This window comes from Sphingomonas sp. AP4-R1, from assembly GCF_013113735.1.
Classification (GTDB): Bacteria; Pseudomonadota; Alphaproteobacteria; order Sphingomonadales; family Sphingomonadaceae; genus Sphingomonas_I.
The window spans coordinates 594,689-611,958 of record NZ_CP053346.1; the positions used below are offsets into that span (position 1 = coordinate 594,689).

The 17,270-nt window shown below is 66.8% G+C and carries 21 protein-coding genes; 8 read left to right on the forward strand and 13 right to left on the reverse strand.

Annotation, left to right across the window (positions count from 1 at the left end; all coding sequences use genetic code 11):
- Positions 1–5: 5 nt before the first annotated feature.
- From HL653_RS02885 to flgB, 4 genes are read right to left on the reverse strand one after another with little or no spacing between them, the layout of a single operon-like run.
- On the reverse strand, positions 6–1,307 hold the full coding sequence (locus HL653_RS02885; protein WP_171743178.1) for a flagellar hook protein FlgE: 1,302 nt from the start codon (positions 1,305–1,307) through the stop codon (positions 6–8).
- Positions 1,308–1,342: 35 nt separating this feature from the next.
- Positions 1,343–2,023 carry a flagellar hook assembly protein FlgD gene (locus tag HL653_RS02890; RefSeq protein ID WP_171743179.1) on the reverse strand — a complete coding sequence of 227 codons (681 nt, stop codon included), beginning with the start codon at positions 2,021–2,023 and terminating at the stop codon, positions 1,343–1,345.
- A complete protein-coding gene (flgC, locus tag HL653_RS02895) occupies positions 2,020–2,424 on the reverse strand; it encodes a flagellar basal body rod protein FlgC (RefSeq protein WP_171743180.1) in 405 nt (134 codons plus the stop codon). The genes HL653_RS02890 and flgC overlap by 4 nt, the downstream gene beginning before the upstream one ends.
- Before the next feature lie 3 nt (positions 2,425–2,427).
- Positions 2,428–2,799, reverse strand: coding sequence for a flagellar basal body rod protein FlgB (gene flgB / locus HL653_RS02900; protein WP_171743181.1), 372 nt, complete (start codon positions 2,797–2,799; stop codon positions 2,428–2,430).
- Between the two features lie 216 nt (positions 2,800–3,015).
- On the opposite strand from flgB, the gene HL653_RS02905 reads away from it, so the two are divergent.
- From HL653_RS02905 to HL653_RS02935, 7 genes are all read left to right on the forward strand, one after another.
- A complete protein-coding gene (locus HL653_RS02905) occupies positions 3,016–3,690 on the forward strand; it encodes a MotA/TolQ/ExbB proton channel family protein (protein ID WP_171743182.1) in 675 nt (224 codons plus the stop codon).
- Positions 3,687–4,136 (forward strand): OmpA family protein, encoded by a 450-nt coding sequence (locus HL653_RS02910; RefSeq protein ID WP_171743183.1) that lies wholly within the window; start codon positions 3,687–3,689, stop codon positions 4,134–4,136. The genes HL653_RS02905 and HL653_RS02910 overlap by 4 nt, the downstream gene beginning before the upstream one ends.
- 216 nt (positions 4,137–4,352) lie before the next feature.
- On the forward strand, positions 4,353–4,895 hold the full coding sequence (locus tag HL653_RS02915) for a flagella basal body P-ring formation protein FlgA (RefSeq protein ID WP_171743184.1): 543 nt from the start codon (positions 4,353–4,355) through the stop codon (positions 4,893–4,895).
- Positions 4,896–4,966: 71 nt separating this feature from the next.
- Positions 4,967–5,242: a flagellar biosynthesis anti-sigma factor FlgM gene (flgM, locus tag HL653_RS02920; RefSeq protein ID WP_171743185.1), complete on the forward strand. Its 276-nt coding sequence runs from the start codon at positions 4,967–4,969 to the stop codon at positions 5,240–5,242.
- Entirely contained in the window at positions 5,239–5,556 is a 318-nt protein-coding gene (locus HL653_RS02925; RefSeq protein ID WP_171743186.1) for a hypothetical protein, read from the forward strand. Before flgM ends, HL653_RS02925 begins: the two co-directional genes overlap by 4 nt.
- Before the next feature lie 390 nt (positions 5,557–5,946).
- Positions 5,947–8,082 (forward strand): flagellar biosynthesis protein FlhA, encoded by a 2,136-nt coding sequence (gene flhA / locus HL653_RS02930; RefSeq protein ID WP_171743187.1) that lies wholly within the window; start codon positions 5,947–5,949, stop codon positions 8,080–8,082.
- A gap of 98 nt (positions 8,083–8,180) precedes the next feature.
- Entirely contained in the window at positions 8,181–8,831 is a 651-nt protein-coding gene (locus HL653_RS02935) for a FliA/WhiG family RNA polymerase sigma factor (protein ID WP_253718219.1), read from the forward strand.
- Positions 8,832–9,116: 285 nt separating this feature from the next.
- Here the strand turns inward: HL653_RS02935 and HL653_RS02940 are convergent, their stop codons facing one another.
- From HL653_RS02940 to gluQRS, 7 genes are all read right to left on the reverse strand, one after another.
- Positions 9,117–9,494, reverse strand: a complete 378-nt coding sequence (locus tag HL653_RS02940; protein WP_171743189.1) for a UrcA family protein — start codon at positions 9,492–9,494, stop codon at positions 9,117–9,119.
- A gap of 253 nt (positions 9,495–9,747) precedes the next feature.
- Positions 9,748–10,392, reverse strand: a complete 645-nt coding sequence (locus HL653_RS02945; RefSeq protein WP_171743190.1) for a queuosine precursor transporter — start codon at positions 10,390–10,392, stop codon at positions 9,748–9,750.
- 313 nt (positions 10,393–10,705) lie between these two features.
- Positions 10,706–11,683, reverse strand: coding sequence for an L-histidine N(alpha)-methyltransferase (egtD, locus tag HL653_RS02950; protein ID WP_171743191.1), 978 nt, complete (start codon positions 11,681–11,683; stop codon positions 10,706–10,708).
- 2 nt (positions 11,684–11,685) lie between these two features.
- A complete protein-coding gene (gene egtB / locus HL653_RS02955) occupies positions 11,686–12,966 on the reverse strand; it encodes an ergothioneine biosynthesis protein EgtB (RefSeq protein WP_171743192.1) in 1,281 nt (426 codons plus the stop codon).
- Positions 12,967–13,098: 132 nt separating this feature from the next.
- Positions 13,099–13,668 (reverse strand): cob(I)yrinic acid a,c-diamide adenosyltransferase, encoded by a 570-nt coding sequence (locus tag HL653_RS02960; protein WP_171743193.1) that lies wholly within the window; start codon positions 13,666–13,668, stop codon positions 13,099–13,101.
- 14 nt (positions 13,669–13,682) lie between these two features.
- Positions 13,683–13,916, reverse strand: coding sequence for an HIG1 domain-containing protein (locus HL653_RS02965; protein ID WP_171743194.1), 234 nt, complete (start codon positions 13,914–13,916; stop codon positions 13,683–13,685).
- Between the two features lie 9 nt (positions 13,917–13,925).
- Positions 13,926–14,864 (reverse strand): tRNA glutamyl-Q(34) synthetase GluQRS, encoded by a 939-nt coding sequence (gluQRS, locus tag HL653_RS02970; protein ID WP_171743195.1) that lies wholly within the window; start codon positions 14,862–14,864, stop codon positions 13,926–13,928.
- Between the two features lie 185 nt (positions 14,865–15,049).
- On the opposite strand from gluQRS, the gene HL653_RS02975 reads away from it, so the two are divergent.
- On the forward strand, positions 15,050–15,616 hold the full coding sequence (locus HL653_RS02975; RefSeq protein WP_171743196.1) for an HNH endonuclease: 567 nt from the start codon (positions 15,050–15,052) through the stop codon (positions 15,614–15,616).
- Between the two features lie 116 nt (positions 15,617–15,732).
- On the opposite strand, the gene HL653_RS02980 is transcribed toward HL653_RS02975, so the two are convergent.
- Positions 15,733–16,638, reverse strand: a complete 906-nt coding sequence (locus HL653_RS02980) for a sigma-70 family RNA polymerase sigma factor (RefSeq protein WP_171743197.1) — start codon at positions 16,636–16,638, stop codon at positions 15,733–15,735.
- Positions 16,635–17,096, reverse strand: coding sequence for a carboxymuconolactone decarboxylase family protein (locus HL653_RS02985; RefSeq protein ID WP_171743198.1), 462 nt, complete (start codon positions 17,094–17,096; stop codon positions 16,635–16,637). Before HL653_RS02985 ends, HL653_RS02980 begins: the two co-directional genes overlap by 4 nt.
- Between the last annotated feature and the right edge of the window lie 174 nt (positions 17,097–17,270).

Here is a 17,270-nt window from a genome sequence, read left to right on the forward strand (position 1 = left end):
CGCGCTTACGACCGCAGGTTCACGATCGTCTGCGTCATGTTGTTCGCAGTTTCGATCGCCTTGGAATTGGCCGAGAAGTTGCGCTGCGCGGTGATGAGCGCGACCAGCTCCTCGGTGATGTCCACATTCGCCTGCTCCAGCGCGCCGGACTGGATGAGCCCGGCCGAGCCCGAGCCCGCCTCGCTGACGATCGCCTCGCCCGAAAGTCCGGTCGATCCCCAGCGCGCGTCGCCCAGCTGGCGCAGGCCATTGGGGTTGGCGAAGTTGGCGATCATGATCTTGCCGAGCTTGCTGGTCGTGCCGTCCGAGAAGGTGGCGGTGATCAGACCGTCCGAGCCGACCGCGACATTGTTCAGCTGGCCGGCGGCCTTGCCGTCCTGGTGGAAGGCGCCGGGCGTGAAGGTGGAGGCGGCCTGACGCGTCGAGGTGTTGTAGCTCAGGTTGATGCCGATCGGCTCCGACGCGCCCGAAGGCAGCACCGACGAGAACTGGATCGCCGCCGAAGGCGAGGTCAGCGAGCCGTCCGCCGCGAAAGTCAGCTCCAGCGGCGCGGGCGGATCGGTGATGGGGAGGCCGTCGGCGCTCGCCTGCTGATCGCCGACGAACAGGCGGGCTTCCCACTTGCTGGTGGTATCAGTCGCGGTCGGCGCCGAGACTCGCGTGTAATAGATCGTCGCCTGCTGCGGGTTGCCGGCGCTGTCATAGACCGTGGTCGCGCTGGAATAATTGTAGCTCTGCGAGTCGTAGCGATCGAACTTGTAGGGGAAGGTCGCGGTATAGGCGCTGCGATTGGCCGGCAGGTCCGCGTCGCTGGGGAAGGTCGCGGACAGGTCCAGCGCGCTGGTCGCCTTCGGGCGGCCGGCGGAGAGCGGCACCTGCAGATTCTGCGCGGACGAGATGCCCGTCGCGGTCACGGCACCCGACGTATCGACCGGCAGCACCTGCACATAGGCGCCGTTGCTGTCGACCAGATAGCGGTTCTCGTCGACCGAAAAGGAGCCGTTGCGCGTGAAGCTCATCTGCGAGCCGGTCTGCGTCACGAAGAAGCCCTGGCCCGAAATGGCGAGATCGAGCGCGCGATCGGAGGTCTGGAAGCCGCCCTGCGTGAACTGCTGGCTGATCGACTTCAGGCGCGTGCCCTGGCCGGCGACGTTGCCGGACTGCAGCGGCGAGGCCGAGATCAGATCGCCGAATTCCGCGCGGCTCTTCTTGAAGCCGATCGACGCGACGTTCGCGACGTTGTTCGAAATGACCGCGAGGTCCGACTGGGCGCCCTTGAGCCCCGAAAGCGACGTGAAGAAGGACATGGGTTACTCCTGGAAAACTGGGTTCGGGGAAGGGTTCAGGAAACGGCCTTGATGTCGGACGGCGCGTAATTGCCGAGCGCGGTGATCAGCTTGGTCGATCCGCTCACCGGCGACTGGACCGAGGCGATCTCGGTCCACACGGAATTGGTGGCGGTGACGCTGCCGGTGCCGGTGGCCGCCTTCGCGGTGGTGATCAGCTGCACGGGGCCGGCGACGGCGTTGCCGCTGTCGTCCTTGCCGTCCCAGCTCCAGTTCACGGCGCCGGCCGAGTGCGCGCCCAGATTGGCGCTGTGCACCACCTGGCCGCTGCTATCGACGAGCGTGAGCTGCAGCGCGCTGGCATCGGACGGCAACGTGATCTCGCCGGCATAGGCGCCGTTCGAGGCGGCCGCCGCGATATCGGACGAGACGAGCGCGGCATGGCCGACCCAGCTGGAGGCGCTGCCGAAGCGGCTGGCGGCGATGTCCGACGCCATCGAGGTCAGCGTCTGGTTCATCTGGGTCGTGCCGGCGACCTGGCTGAAGGTCGCCATCTGCTGGACCATCTGGTTGTTGTCCATCGGCGCGGTCGGGTCCTGATTGGCCATCTGCGCGGTCAGCAGCTTGATGAAGCCGGACTGGTCGATCGTCTGGTTCGATTTGGTCGCGGCCGCGCCCGCCGAGGACGAGGCGTTCGTGAGCGAGTCCAGATAGGAGTTGCCGGAGGATATGGTCATTTCTCGAGCCTCAGAGTGTCGAGGGTCAGCGACTTCGCGGTCTGCAGAACCTGGACGTTGTTTTGATACTGGCGGGACGTCTCCATCATCTCGACGAGCTCGGCCGCGCTATCGACGCCGGCTTCCCAGACGTTGCCGTCCTTGTCGGCGAGAGGATTGTTCGGATCGTGCCGCTGCGTCGGCTCGGTCTGGCTGGCGACCACCTGCGTGACGCCCACCGTGGCCGTGCCCTGCTCGCCGCCGATCGTCTTGAAGACGGGCTTCAGCGCGCGGAAGGCATCGGCCTTGTTGGTCGCGACCGAGCCGGCATTGGCGAGGTTCGACGCGCTCGTCGAAAGCCGCACGAGCTGCGCCGACATGGCGCGACCCGAAATGTCGAAGACGGAAAAGTTGTTGGCCATGCCTTATTCTCCCTTCAGCGCCGTCATGACGGTGCCGATCCGGCCCTGGAGAAAGGAGAGCGTCGCCCGATACTGGACGGCATTCTCGGCGAAGAGCGTCTGCTCGGTGGAAAGCTCCACCGTATTGCCGTCCAGGCTGGCCTGCAGCGGCACGCGGTAGCCCGTCGCGCCATCCACGGCGCTGTCGAGGCTGGCGCCCGTGTCGCCGCTCGTATTGTCGGCACTGGCGGCGGCGAGGGCCTTCTGGAAATCGAAGTCCTTCGCCTTGTAGTTCGGCGTCGCGGCGTTCGCGATATTGGACGCCAGCATCGCCATACGCTGCGAGCGGAGCGCCAGTGCGTTTCCGTGGACGCCGAAAAGCGGATCATCGGCCATCTTTGTCCCTTCCTTCGCTAAAGACCGGCGCCAACCGGTCGTGAATAACAGTGGCCAAAGCGGCCCCGCAGACAGCGATGCAAACGGCGTGCCAGTTTGGCGACGGAGGCTTCCATCTCTCTTTGCGGGCGCCAATTCGGGCCGGCCGGCAAGATTTTGCCGCTGCCGGCAAAGTTTTGCCGGGCGGGAGCGAGCGGTGCGTAAAGGGATGGTGCGTTGACGATCCTGGCCTGGCTGGACCCGCTCGCCTTCGCGCTCGTGGTGGGCGGCGCGCTGCTCGTCGCGAGCCTGCGCGCGACCCGTCGCGAGATCGAGGGCGCGTTCGCCGCGCTCCGCCCGCTTCTGCGCGCCGATCCGGAGGCCGATGCCGCCGTCGCGCGCGCCGCCGTTTCGCGCGTGCATGCGATCGTGGAGACCAAGAGCATCGTCTGCGTCGATCGCGTCGCCACCACCGGCCGCTTCCTGGCCGAGGCGATCCGCCGCCTGTCCGATGCGCGCTCCAGCCTGGAATTCACCGAATGGGCCGATGAAGCGCTGGACGCGCGTCGCCGCCGCCATGCCGGCGTGGTCGCCTTCTGGCGCGCCATGGCCGATACCGCGCCCGCCATGGGCATGATCGCCACCGTGATCGGTCTGATCCGCATGTTCCGCCAGATGGCCGACGCCACGCAGATCGGAGCGCCGATGGCGAGCGCGCTCGTCGCCACGTTGCTGGGCCTGATCGTCGCCAATCTCTTCGCGGGCCCGATCGCCGATCGGCTGGAGCGCCTGTCGGAAGCCGAACTGGCCTGGCAGGAGCGCACCCTCATCCATTTCAAGAGCCTCGCGCGCGCCGAGCTGGATCAGGCGATCGGCCTGCAGCGCAGTCTCGCGCGCAGCCTGTCCCGATGAGGGCGGTCCGCGCCCGCTGGGCCATCAGCTTCGCCGATCTCTGCCTGCTGATGCTGGGCTTCCTGATCCTTGCGCAGGCGAAGCCGGACAAGACGAAGCTCGCCGCCGGCCTTCCCGATGCGCCCCAAGAGCATGCGCCCGAAATCGCCTCCCAGCTCGTCGCCGCCCGCCTGTTCGAGCCGGGCGAGGCCGTGCTGACGGGGGATGGCCGGCGCCAGATCGCCGCCTTCGCCGCGCGCGTGCCCGCCGGACGCGGGCGCATCCGCCTCGAAAGCCTGGGCGCGGATCGCGCGACCAGCCGCCTCGATGCGTGGGAGCTGGCCGCCGCGCGCGCCGCGTCCGTCGCACGCGCGCTCGTGGCGCAGGGTATCTCCGAAGATCGCGTCCTGCTCGCGATCGATCGGACCGAGGGCCGCCCGCAGCGCCTGTCGCTGGTGGCCGAATAACCGCTCCTTCTCCTGCTTTGTCATGCTGAACTCGTTTCAGTACCCATGAACCGCCCTCTACGCTTGGTGCGACGGTCGGGCCCTGGACCCTGAAACAAGTTCAGGGTGGCAAGTCTGGGATAAACCATTCCGAAGTCGCTTCGACCTCTTCCACATCGAGCCCAGCTCGCCGACAGGTTACCAAATTGTTGGCACATCTGTTGCATGGCGGCGGATATGAAACCTGTAACGCTTCTCCTTCCGCTTCTGGCGATGGCATCGCCGGCTGCAGCTGCGCCCTTCCAGAATCTGGATGCGCTGGAGGCTCGTCTGATCAACGCGCTCGGCGCGGGCATCGGTGAGCCGGGTGGCCCCGCCAGCCCGATCGATCGTCGCATGAAGCTGGCCACCTGCCAGCAGCCGGTGACGATCGATCCGCCCGCACTGGGCGCGGTGGCGCTGCGCTGCCCGTCGATCGGCTGGCGCATCCGCGTGCCGATCCAGCGACTGCAGACCACGTCGACCGTTTCCGCCGCCGCCTATAGCGCGGCCGCGCCGATGCCGATGAAGGTGGAGCCGGTCGTGCGGCGCGGCGATCCCGTGGATCTGGTCGCCGATACCGGCGGTTTCAGCGTCAGCGTGTCTGCGACCGCACAGGAAGACGGCGCGCCGGGAAAAAGAATTCGCGTGAAAACTGAACAGGATGGCAAGCCGCAGGGCCAGATCGTGTTCGCCGAAGTGGTCGAAGCGGGTCGTGTGAGATTACCAGGATTTAACTGATTGCGTTTGGTGCCGTTATCCTGATCGTAGAGTAGAGAGCGGTCGGGCTGGCGATGCGAAAGGAAGTGACGATGATTTCTGCGATCGGCCCCACGGGCACGCAGCGTATGATCGACATGGTCCGCACCACCGGCGCGAAGTCGGGGGCGCCGATCAGCTCGACCGCCGCCGCCGAAGAGACCGTGCCCGCCAGCCCGGCAGCGATGCTGGCCGCCCAGGGCGCGCCGATCGATACCGACAAGGTCGCCTCGATCAAGGCGGCGCTGGCCGCCGGCACCTATCAGATCAATCCGCAGGCGATCGCCGATCGCATGATCGCGATCGATCTGCCCGGCACCTCCAAGTGACCGCCGAAGCCCTCGACGCGCTGATCGAACGCGAAGCGGCTCTGGTCGCCGCGCTCGATGCCGGCGATCTCGGCCAGATCGAGAGCCTGACGCACGGCATGGCCGGCGCGATCGCCGCCGTCGCCTCGGCCGGCGGCTGGCGCGAGCGGGCCGATCTGCGCGATCGCGTGCTCCAGGCGCTGCGTCTGAGCAGCGAGGCGAGCGGCCGCATCAATTATCTGGCGGACGACACCCGTCGCCGCATGGAGCGGCTGCACACGCTCGCCGGCCGCACCACCAGCGGCGCCTATGGCCGCTCGGGCCGGATGGCCTGACCCGGCAAAATCCGGCAAATGCTTGCCGGCAGCCTCTTGCCGGTTCCTGATTTTCCCGACTTTCCAGCGCTTTCCTAAGACCTCGGCCACCACCTGCGCACGGCGCTTGATTGCCGCCATCCCGCCGGTCCGGCAGCGGGGCGGCAAACCCCTGCCTCCAATCCCCGTTCGCACTAAGCCTGTCGAAGTGCCGCTCTTCCTGCCGGGCCAGCGCTTGCAGCAAGAAAGACGGTGCTTCGACAGGCTCAGCACGAACGTTTTCGGGAAAAACGGGGACATTTTGGGCCACCCGTAAAACAGCCCCTAAACTTTCCACACGACCAGCCGTTACCGCTCCGCCGCAACTGGCACGCCCCTTGCTACGATGATTGCGCAAGTAAGAGGGTAAGAATGGCGACCACGGCGATCAACAAACGGCTCTGGCTGGGTTCGGTGAAAGGCGCGATCCTTCCGCTGGCGACGCTGATGCTCGTCGGGCTGATGATCGTGCCGGTGCCGAGCATCGTGCTCGACATGGGCTTCATCGCCAACATCATGATCAGCCTGGCCGTGCTGATGGTCGCGCTGAATGCGGAGAAGCCGCTCGACTTCTCGGCCTTCCCCACCGTCCTCCTCTTCGCCACCCTGCTACGTCTGGCGCTGAACGTCGCCTCCACCCGCGTCGTGCTGGTCAACGGCCACACCGGCGCGGCGGCCGCAGGCCATGTGATCGAAAGCTTCGGCGAATTCCTGATCGGCGGCGATTATGCGGTCGGTCTGTTCGTGTTCGGCATCCTGATGATCATCAACATGGTCGTCATCACCAAGGGCGCCGGTCGCGTGTCCGAAGTGTCCGCGCGCTTCACCCTCGACGCATTGCCCGGCAAGCAGATGGCGATCGACGCCGATCTGAACGCCGGCCTGATGACGCCCGAGGAAGCGAAGCTGCGCCGCCAGGAAGTGGCGACCGAAGCCGATTTCTACGGTTCGATGGACGGTGCGTCGAAGTTCGTGAAGGGCGATGCCGTCGCCGGCGTGCTGATCCTGGCGATCAACATCCTCGGCGGCCTCGTCCTCGGCGTCGTCAATCACAAGATGGCCGTCGGCGAAGCCGCCTCCACCTATATCCAGCTGGCGATCGGCGACGCGCTCGTGGCGCAGGTCCCCGCGCTTCTGCTTTCGATCGCCGCCGCCGCGATCGTGACCCGCGTGTCCTCGCCGCTCGATCTGTCCAACCAGATCACCAGCCAGTTCGGCTCGGCCAAGGCGTGGACGCCGGTCGCGGGCATTCTCGGCTTCCTCGGCATCCTGCCGGGCATGCCGCACTTCATCATCCTGCCGGCCGCCGGCCTTGCCGGTTTCGTCGCCTGGAAGCTGAAGGGCGCCAAGCCCGCCACCGGCGCCAACGCCACCCCGGACACCGCCGCCGAGGCCGCAGCCCCAACCAATCCCGCCGCGATCGGCTGGGACGAGGTGTCGGACGGCGCCGCGCTGAGCCTGGAACTGGGCTATGGCCTGATCGGGCTGGTCGACGAGCGCAAGGGCGCCCCGCTGATGGCCCGCATCACCGGCATCCGCCGCCAGCTGTCGCGCGAACTCGGCTTCGTCGTGCCGCTGGTGCGCGTCCGCGACAATCTCTCGCTCGGCCCCAACCAGTATCGCATCAGCGTCGCCGGTGTCGTCGTCGGCGAGGATGAATGCTGGCCGGACGATCTGCTCGCGCTCGACAGCGGCGATCTGCAGGCCACGGTCGAGGGCCGCGCCGTCAAGGATCCCAGCTTCGGGCTCGACGCGATCTGGATCCGCCCCGAGCAGCGCGGCGCCGCCGTCGTCGCGGGCTATACGGTGGTGGACGGCGCGACCGTGATCGCCACGCATCTCAACCAGCTCGTCGCCAATGCCGCGTCCGATCTGTTCGGCATGGACGAGATGCAGAAGCTCCTCGATGCGCTCAAGGAAAGCGCGCCGCAGCTGGTGGCGGGCCTCACGCCCAATCCGCTCAGCCTGGCGCAGCTTGCCGCCGTCAGCCGCGGCCTGCTGTCCGAGGGCGTTCCGCTCAAGGATTTCCGCCGCATCGCCGAAGCGATCGTCGACTCCTCCCGCGAGACGACCGACTCCGTCGCGCTCGTCGAGCAGGTCCGCAGCCGCATCGGCGCGCTGATCGTGCAAACCGTCGTGCCGGTGCGGATGCCGCTCCCGGTCATCACTCTGGACGCCGAGCTGGAAGGCCTCCTCGCCAACGCCGTGCGCGTCGGCGGCAATGCCCAGCATCCCTTCGAACCCGCTCTGGCCAGCCGCATCGTCGGTGCGGTCGGCCAGGCGGCGACACCGTTCATCAACACCGCATCGCGCTTTGCGATCGTTACCTCGCCGCTGGCGCGTCGCGCGCTGGCCCGTTTGCTTAAACCTCACCTGCCGGAGACGCCGGTGCTGTCATTCCTCGAAATCCCCGACGGCAAGCCCGTCGAAGTCGTCGCGATCGTCGGATCGGGTAACAACACCCAGGCCAGCGGCCAGCTGACCCAGCAGCCGGAGATGGCACGATGATCCCCGCCCCCCGCCTCACGCATGAGGATCCGGTGCCGCTGACCACCTATCAGCGCCGCCCGGCCAAGCTCGACACGGGGCATCTCGCCCGCGCGCACATGCCGCTGGTCCGCAAGATCGCCTGGCACGTCCATGGCCGCGTCTCGTCCGCGATCGATATCGAGGATCTGGTGCAGATCGGCATGGTCGCGCTGGTGGAGGCCGCGAACAGCTATGAGGATCGCGGCCACGCTTTCTCGACCTATGCGTCGATGCGGATCCGCGGGAACATGATCGATCATCTGCGCCGCCACGCGACACTCTGCCGATCGGCCATGGCCAAGCGGCGCGAGCTGGGCGCGCAGATCGCCAAGCTGGAATCGCAGCTCGGCCGATCCCCGAGCGAGGCCGAGCTGGCCGATGCGATGGGCCTGTCCGCGGCCGAATTCCGCGAGCTGGCCGACAGCACGATCGCCGTGCGCCAGGAATCGCTGGACGAAGTCTATTCGGATCAGTCGATGTGGTTCGCCGATGTCGAGGAGCGTGTCGACGAGACGCTGGAGCGCGAGGAGCTGGGCCGCCTGCTGGCCAGCCGCATCGGCGAGCTGCCCGAGCGCGAGGCGCTCGTCCTGCAGCTCTATTTCGTCGAGGAGATGAACCTGGACGAGATCGGCCAGGTGCTGAACGTCGGCGCCGCGCGCATCTGCCAGATCAAGAAAGCCGCGCTCGACAAGCTCCGCAAGGCGCTGGCCGACGATCTGGAGGATTGAGGGAGAGGCCAGCCGAGAATCGTACGGGCTAGCCAACTTTCCGTTCGTGCTGAGCGCAGTCGAAGCACGTGCTCCAGCTGTCACCGCCCATAGCCCGTCCTTCGACTGCGCTCAGGACGAACGGATCTGGAACCGTATCGGGCGCCGAACTTCCCCGAAAACCAAATCGGCCGGCCGGCTGCGCGCCGGACCGGCCGAGGAAGGGACGGGCATTGGGGGCGACCGTCCCGGTGCCGCCACCCCTGGCGAGAAACGCCGGGGCGGGGCTTGAGGCAGGCGCTCCGCTTAGCGGACCGCCGTGACCGTGCTGCCCTGCGCGGAGGCGAGGCGCTGGTTCAGCTGCTGCTTCGCGCCGCGCACCGCATCGGTGTAGCAATCCAGATAGGCGATCGGCGAACGGGTATTGTCCACGTTCTTGCCGTCGCACACGTCGCTCGCCGCGAAACGGACGCGCTGGTTCAGCGTCGCCCGGCCCTCGGCGGTCGAAAGATCCAGATCGCCGTAGCGGACCTGCTGCTGCATGGTGATACGGGTCTGTGCCGCAGCCTCAGGCTGCACGATCACCGTCGTTTCGGCCAGAGCCGCACCGGTGAACAGGCAAGTCGCCGCAAGACCCAGCGCGCCCTTGGCAAACGCCGAGCCGAAGCTCTTCCGATTGTTCATGATCATTCCTTCGCTCCTGCGCGTCTGACATGTTTCTGTCATGACACATTCATCTTGATGCAGTGCAATAACTTCGTATTGCACTGCAATAACAGACATTCGAACCGGGGATTGTTCGCGATAGTCTGCCGTCTATACTTAGAAGGATTGCAATAGTTCCACAAGCAAGGCAAAATGGCGCGCGACAAAATCCCGCAAAAGCGGCCCTCCCCGGCGAAGGGGATGCGGATTTCGCTACGGAAAGCGGGTTTGGCTAGCGATCCAGACGGCGCCCGAGCGCTACGAAGCCGGTTATCAGCCACGGCACGAGTATGATCGACAGCACCACTTTCGTCAGCATCTGCCCCGCCATCAGCCCCATGATCGGCCGTTCGCCGTAAAAGGAGATGGTGATGAACAGCACCGTATCGACGATCTGGCTGACGATCGAGGCGATCATGCCCCGCAGCCACACCAGCCCGCCAGCACCACCCGCGCCGCGCAGCTTGGAGAAGATCAGCACGTTCAGCGTCTGCGAGGTGCCATAGGAGATCAGCCCCGCGATCATCATTCGCGCGCCCTGCCCCACCACGATCGGGAAGGCATCGACGGCGGGCGGATACATGCCCGGATCGGTCGGCAGCTTCAGCACGAGCTGGATCAGGCAGGCCGACACGATCAGCGGCAGGAAGCCCCAGCGCACGATCGCATCCGCCGTCGCGCGGCCATGCAGTTCAGCCGTGGCGCTGCCCATCGCGACGAGCAGCAGGAAGGCGAAGATCCCGGCCTCCACCGCGAGCGGCCCGAACGCCACCTGCTTCACCCCCAACACGCCCGCAATCACCACCATGCCGCCATAGAGCAGCGAGAAGACGAACAGAGAGCGGCAGAGAGGCGGCGAAGCGGAAGGCGTGGTCATCGCCGGAATCTAGCGTCCGCCCCGAACCTGTCACGCGGAAAGATGGGCGGGGCAGAACATGGTCTATCCGCCACGCACCCTCGCTCCACCCGCCGCGTCATCCTGAACTTGTTTCAGGATCCATCGCCCAACTTCACTTCACGCGGCTCGGTCGTAGAGGACTCCCGGATCATGGATCCTGAAACAGGTTCAGGATGACGGACGGACAAAAAAGGGAGCGCGCCCTCCCTCTTCGTCATTCCCGCGAAAGCGGGAACCCAGTCCGACGGTCGCCGCTGGGTTCCCGCTTCCGCGGGAATGACGGCAAAAGGGATCAGGGCGCCACCGGCTCCGCGCGTGCTTCCGCCAGGAACAGCGAGAACTTCCCATCCGCATCCGGCCATTCCCGGATCGGGCTCCAGCCGCCCGCCGCCAGCAGCTGGCGCGCGCTGCGCGGATCATATTTGTGGCTGTTCTCGGTGTGGATCGTGTCGCCCGCCTGCATCGCGAAGCGCCGGCCCGCGATCGTGAAGGACAGATCCTCCGTCGCCACCAGATGCATCTCGATCCGCGCCCACAGATCGTTCCAGCGGGCCTGATGGCGGAACAGATGCACCGGCACGTCCGCCCCCAGCTCGCGGTTGATCCGCTCCAGCAGGTTGAGGTTGAACGCCGCCGTCACGCCCGCCGCATCGTCGTAAGCGGGCACCAGCACGTCCTCGCCCTTCACGCGGTCCATGCCGATCAGCAGCATCGCGCCGAGCCCAAGAGTGTCGATCATGCTCCGCAGCAGATTGACCGCGCTCCTCGGCACGAGATTGCCGATCGTGGAGCCCGGGAAGAAACCCAGCTTCGCTTTGCCCGCAATCTCCTGCGGCAGCGCGACCGGCCTCATGAAATTGGCCTCGACCGGGAAAATCGGCAGCCCCGGAAAGGCCTGGGCCAGCCCATCCGCGCTCTCGCGCAGGAAATCGCCCGAAATATCGATCGGCACATAAGCGGCGGGATCGATCGCGCGCAGCAGGTGCGGAGTCTTCAGGCTCGATCCCGACCCGAACTCCACCACCGCGCGCCCGGAGCCGGTGATCCGCCCCACCTCGGCGCTGTGCATCTCCAGCAGGCCCGTCTCCACCCGCGTCGGATAATATTCGGGGAGCTTCGTGATCTCCTCGAACAATTCCGATCCGCGCCGATCGTAGAACCACCGCGCCGGGATCGCCTTGGGCTCCTGCGCAAGTCCCGCCAGCACATCGGACAGGAAAGCGGGATCGGCATGTGGCACCGTATCGGCCGGCTCGTCGAGCAGCAGCATCGTCAGAGATCCTTCGCCAGCCGCACGCCGGTGAACTGCCAGCGCTGATGGGGATAGAAGAAATTGCGGTAGGAGGCGCGCGAATGGCCGCGCGGCGTGGCGCAGCTCGCGCCCTTCAGCACGGCCTGCCCGCTCATGAACTTGCCATTATATTCGCCGACCGCGCCTTCGGCCGTCTTGAAGCCGGGATAGGGAAGGTAGGCGCTGCCGGTCCATTGCCAGCAATCGCCGAACATCTGCGCGGGGCTGCCCGATCGGCTTGCCGCGCGCGGGCGCACGGGTCCCGCCGCATCCAGCTGATTGCCCGCCGTGGGATCGAGCCCTTGGGCGGCGCTCTCCCATTCGGCCTCGGTGGGAAGCCGCACGCCCGCCCAGCGTGCATAGGCATCTGCCTCATAATGCGAGACATGCGTCACGGCGGCGGCCGGATGGAGCGGATGCAGTCCATCGAGCCCGAACTGGACCCAGCCGCCCCCAGCCCGTCGCCAGTAAAGCGGGGCCTCGATCCGCTCGCGCCTCACCCACGCCCAGCCGTCGGACAGCCAGTGATCGGGCCGCTGGTAGCCGCCGTCCGCCATGAACGCCTGCCATTCGGCATTGGTGACGAGCCGATCCGCGATCGCATGCGGATGGAGCATCGCGGCATGGCGCGGCCCCTCGCAGTCGAACGCGAAGGCGCCTTCTTCACCCGACGCGTCATGGCCGATCATCACCGGCCCGTCGCGCCCCTCGATCCAGCCCATCGCGCCGGGCACGGGTGCGGGCGTCGGCCGGGGATGCTCCCAGATGGCGGGCGCGATCGGATTTTCGGCGAAGGTCGCCAGCAGATCGGTGAGCAGCAATTCCTGATGCTGCTGTTCGTGATTTACGCCCAGCTCGATCAGGTCGCGCACCGCGCATGGCAGATCGTCGATCACGGCCGCCATCTGCTCATCCACCGCCGCGCGCCACGCGAGAATCTCGGCAAGCGAGGGTCGGCTCAGCATGCCGCGATGCGCGCGCGGATGCCGCTCGCCCTCGGCCTCGTAATAGCTGTTGAACAGGAAGGCGAAGCGCGGATCGAACGGGCGATGCCCCGCCACATGATCGCGCAGCACGAACGTCTCGAAGAACCAGGTGGTGTGCGCCAGATGCCATTTGGCCGGAGACGCGTCGGGATGCGGCTGGATCGTGGCGTCCGCATCGGACAGCGGCGCCACCAGATCCACGCTCAGCGCGCGCGTCGCCGCGAAACGCGCAGCAAGGTCGGTCCCGCCGATCAGGCGTTCAGCACATGCAGCCATTGGTCGGAAACTCCTCCCCGCCGGAGAAGAACATATAGGGGCCGAAAAGGTTTCGCCAAGATTGGAAAGGCGTTTTCCTCATCTCTCCCGTCATCCTGAACGCGTTTCAGGATGACGAGGCGCGCGCGATCCTCAGCGGCTCTTGCCGGGCACCCACAGCACTTCGCCGCCGCCGGCCGCCGCCACCAGCCGCGCCAGCACGAACAGATGATCCGACAGCCGGTTGATATAGGCCAAAGCCTGCGGGTTGAGCGAAACCCCTTCCGCGGCCGCCACCATCGCCCGCTCGGCCCGCCGCGTCGTCGCGCGCGCCATATGCAAGGCGGCCACCGCCGCCGATCCGCCGGGCAGGATGAAGGAGCGGAGCGGCTCCAGCGCCTCGTTCATCCGGTCGATCTCCGCCTCCAGCCGCGCCACCTGCGCCGCCGTCATGCGGAGCGTCATCTCGCCGGGCTCGAAGCTCTCGCCCGGCGTCGCGATATCCGCGCCCAGATCGAACATCTCATTCTGGATCAGGCCGAGCATCGTCGCCTCGGGCCCCTCGCCCAGCAAGGCGATGGCCATGCCGATCGCGCTGTTCGCCTCGTCCACGTCGCCGATCGCGGCCATGCGCGGATCGGCCTTGGACACGCGCGATCCGTCGACCAGCCCGGTCGTCCCGGCATCGCCGGTGCGCGTGTAGATACGATTGAGCTTTACCAAATCAGCCCCGCAGATCAGCCGGCATGGCCGCGCGCGACGAGCAGGAACAGGATCACGAACACGATCGCCACCGCCTGAAACTGGATGCGCCGCCACATCATCCGGTTCTGCTTCAGCCCGCTCTCGCTCGGCTGGCCGGTGCGGATCTCCTCATGCTGGGTCTGCAGGAAATAATAGACGCCCCGCCCGACCGACACGACCGCACCCAGCGCCGCCAGCAGGATCAGCACGAAGAGAAAGGTCTGCATCGGCTTGTCCTACGCCTTCGCGGGCGCCTCGTCATCCTTGCGCCGCAACATGACGAGCAACGCCTGCGGATCGGCGCCCTCCGCGCGCAGTTCGGTAAGGCTTTTCGCCCCGTCGCGTTTCGCCAGCCGTCGCCCGTCCGGGCCGGTCAGCAGAGCATGGTGATGATAGAAAGGCGTCGGCAGTTCCAGCAGCGCCTGCAGCAGCCGATGCACATGCGTGGCCTCGAACAGGTCCGCGCCCCGCACCACATCGGTCACGCCCTGCGCGGCATCGTCGACCGTCACCGCCAGATGATAGGAGGTCGGCGCATCCTTGCGCGCCAGCACGACATCGCCCTGCAACTCGGGCACGGCCCGGACCCGGCCGACAAACTCGTCCTGCCACCAAAGGCCCACCTCACCCGTCATCCCGGCCTTGAGCCGGGATCCCGCTTCTTCCTTCTCCTCCGATGCCGGCGAGGCAGCGGGACCCCGGATCCAGTCCGGGGTGACGGACGGAAGAGACGCCATCGCCCTCCCCATATCCAGCCGCCAGCAATGCGGCTGCCGCGCCAGCCGCTCCGCATCCAGGGGCAGCCCCCGACAGCTCCCCGGATACACCGGCGTCGCCCCATGCGGCGCAGCCGCGCTTTCCGCGATCTCAGCCCGCGTGCAGAAGCAGGGATAGACCAGCCCCCGCGCTTTCAGCCGCTCCAGCGCCTCCGCATACAGATCCAGCCGCTGTGACTGGCGCACCACAGGCCCGTCCCAATCGAGCCCCAGCCAGCGCAGATCCTCCTCGATCCCCGCGACATGCGCCTCGCGCGATCGGCCCGGATCGATATCCTCGATCCGCAGCAGAAAATGGCCGCCTTCCGCGCGCGCCAGATCGTGCGCGCGCACCGCCGAGAAGGCGTGCCCCAGATGCAGGCGCCCCGTCGGGCTGGGGGCGAAGCGAGAAATCACCATTGACAGGTCGAAGGACTCTTGACCGCGAATCGGGAGCCTGCTGCAATGCGGTTGTCACGCTTCGCTGGCAACGGGGATGACAACGGAGACGCGGCGGCCGACTGGCCCGGCGTTCCGGGTGCGACGGGACGGCGAAGCTTGTTCAGGATGCCAAGGCTCCGTGCAAACGGAGGCCTGGTCGTTCCATGTACCATCCCGATCTCATTCGCCATCCGGACGGGTGCCCCGCCCTCGTCCTGAACGCGGATTATACCCCGCTCTCTTATTATCCGCTCAGCGTCTGGCCGTGGCAGACGGCGGTGAAGGCCGTGTTCCTCGAACGCGTCGACATCGTCTCGCATTATGAGCGGGAGGTGCGCAGCCCGAACCACAGCATCAAGCTACCCTCGGTGATCGCGCTGCGCCAATATGTGCGCCCCTCGGCGCATCCGGCGTTCACGCGCTTCAACCTGTTCCTGCGCGATCGCTTCGCCTGCCAATATTGCGGCTCGCCCAGCGATCTCACCTTCGATCATGTCGTGCCGCGCGCCCAAGGGGGCCGCACGACGTGGGAGAATGTGTCGACGGCGTGCGCGCCCTGCAATCTGCGCAAGGGCGGCCGCACTCCCCGGCAGGCGGGCATGGCGCTGGCCGAATGGCCGTTCCGTCCGACGAGTTGGCAGCTGCAGGAAAACGGCCGCAGCTTCCCGCCCAATTATCTCCACACCAGCTGGCGCGACTGGCTGTACTGGGACATCGAGCTGGAGGCGTAGGACCGTTCCGTTCGGTTCGAGCAGCTTCGAGCGCAGTCGATAAGCGACCGTCGAGAACCCTTCTCGACTGCGGTTCTCGACAGGCTCGAATCTTCGCTCGAAGCCACCGGATCGGGCTAGGAAGCCTCCCGGATCACGCCCTGCTGGGCCAGCGCCGTCACCACATGGCGCAATTTGTCCGGGTTGCGCATCATGTAGATCGCCGCGACCTTGCCGTCGCGTATCTCCAGCGCGGTCGTCTGCAGCACGCCGCCGCGATCGTGCGTGATATATCCCGGCAAGCCATCGATCTCGACCTGCGCCAGCATCACCGGCTTGTCGCGAAACTTGCGCGCGATGCCCGCGAACAGGCGCAGCACCTTCTCCATGCCCCGGATGATGTTGAGGAAGGCGATCACCTTGCCGCCGCCGTCCGACCGCACGATCACGTCATCGGCCAGCATCGCGCGCAACGTCGCCACATCGCCATCGCGCGAGGCGGCGAAGAAGGCGCGCGCGATCCGGTCCGCCTCGGCCTGCTCCACCTTGAAGCGCGGTTTGGCCGCGTGGACGTGCGCGCGGGCCCGCACCGCCAGCTGGCGCACCGCCGCCGGATCGCGGTCCAGCGTCGCCGCGACATCGCCCAGCGCCTCGCCGAACACGTCGTGGAGCAGGAAGGTCGCGCGCTCCAGCGGCGAGAGTCGTTCCAGCGCCAGCATCAGGGTCAGCGTCAGGTCGTCCGCCCCTGCGTCCTCCTCCTCGCGCGGATCGAACGCGCCCACCAGCGGATCGGGCAGCCACGCGCCGACATAGGCCTCGCGCCGCACCCGCGCCGATTTGGCATGATCCAGGCACAGCCGCGTCATGATCCGCGTGAGATAGGCGGCGGGCGCCTCCACCGCCTCCTCCGTGCGCGCCCAGCGCAGCCACGCCTCCTGCACCAGATCCTCGGCCTCGGCGAGCGAGCCCGTCATCCGATAGGCGAGACGCCGCAGCCGGGGCCGCTGCGCCTCGAAATCGGCGAGGAGGCTGTCGGGCCTCACTTATGCTCGATCGGATGGGCGAAGCGGAAGCTGATCGCCAGCCGGTTCCAGGCGTTGATCGCGCCGATCGCGAAGGTCAGCCTCACCTGTTCCTCCTCGTTGAATTCCGCCTTCAGCGCTTCGTAATCCGCATCCGGCACGCCCGTCTGGCTCACCAGAGTGACGGCCTCGGCCCAGCCGAAGGCGGCGCGCTCGCGGGCGCTGTAATAACCGGATTCGCGCCACGCGGCGAGGACGTGGAGCTTCATGTCGTCCACGCCCATCTTGCGGAGGTCGCTGCTGTGCATGTGCAGGCAGAAGGCGCAGCCGTTGATCTGCGACACGCGCAGCTTGATCAGCTCGAGCAGGTCCGGTTCGAGGCCGGACGTCTTGAAGCTCTCCTCCAGCGCCATCATCGCGGCGAGCTGATCGGGCGCGAGCTTATAGGCCTGGACGTTGCGAATGCGGGGCGTCGTCATCGTCTGTCTCCTCGGGAAGAGCGCGCAACCTGCGCGTCTGAGGATTTGACGAGGCGGCCGTGCCCGGTGTGACATGGCCCGCAATTTTTTCTCATCCGTTCGCTTCGAGCAGCATCGAGCTTGTCGAGATGCGACCGTCGAGAAGCCGGTGTGAGACTTCTCGACTACGATCTC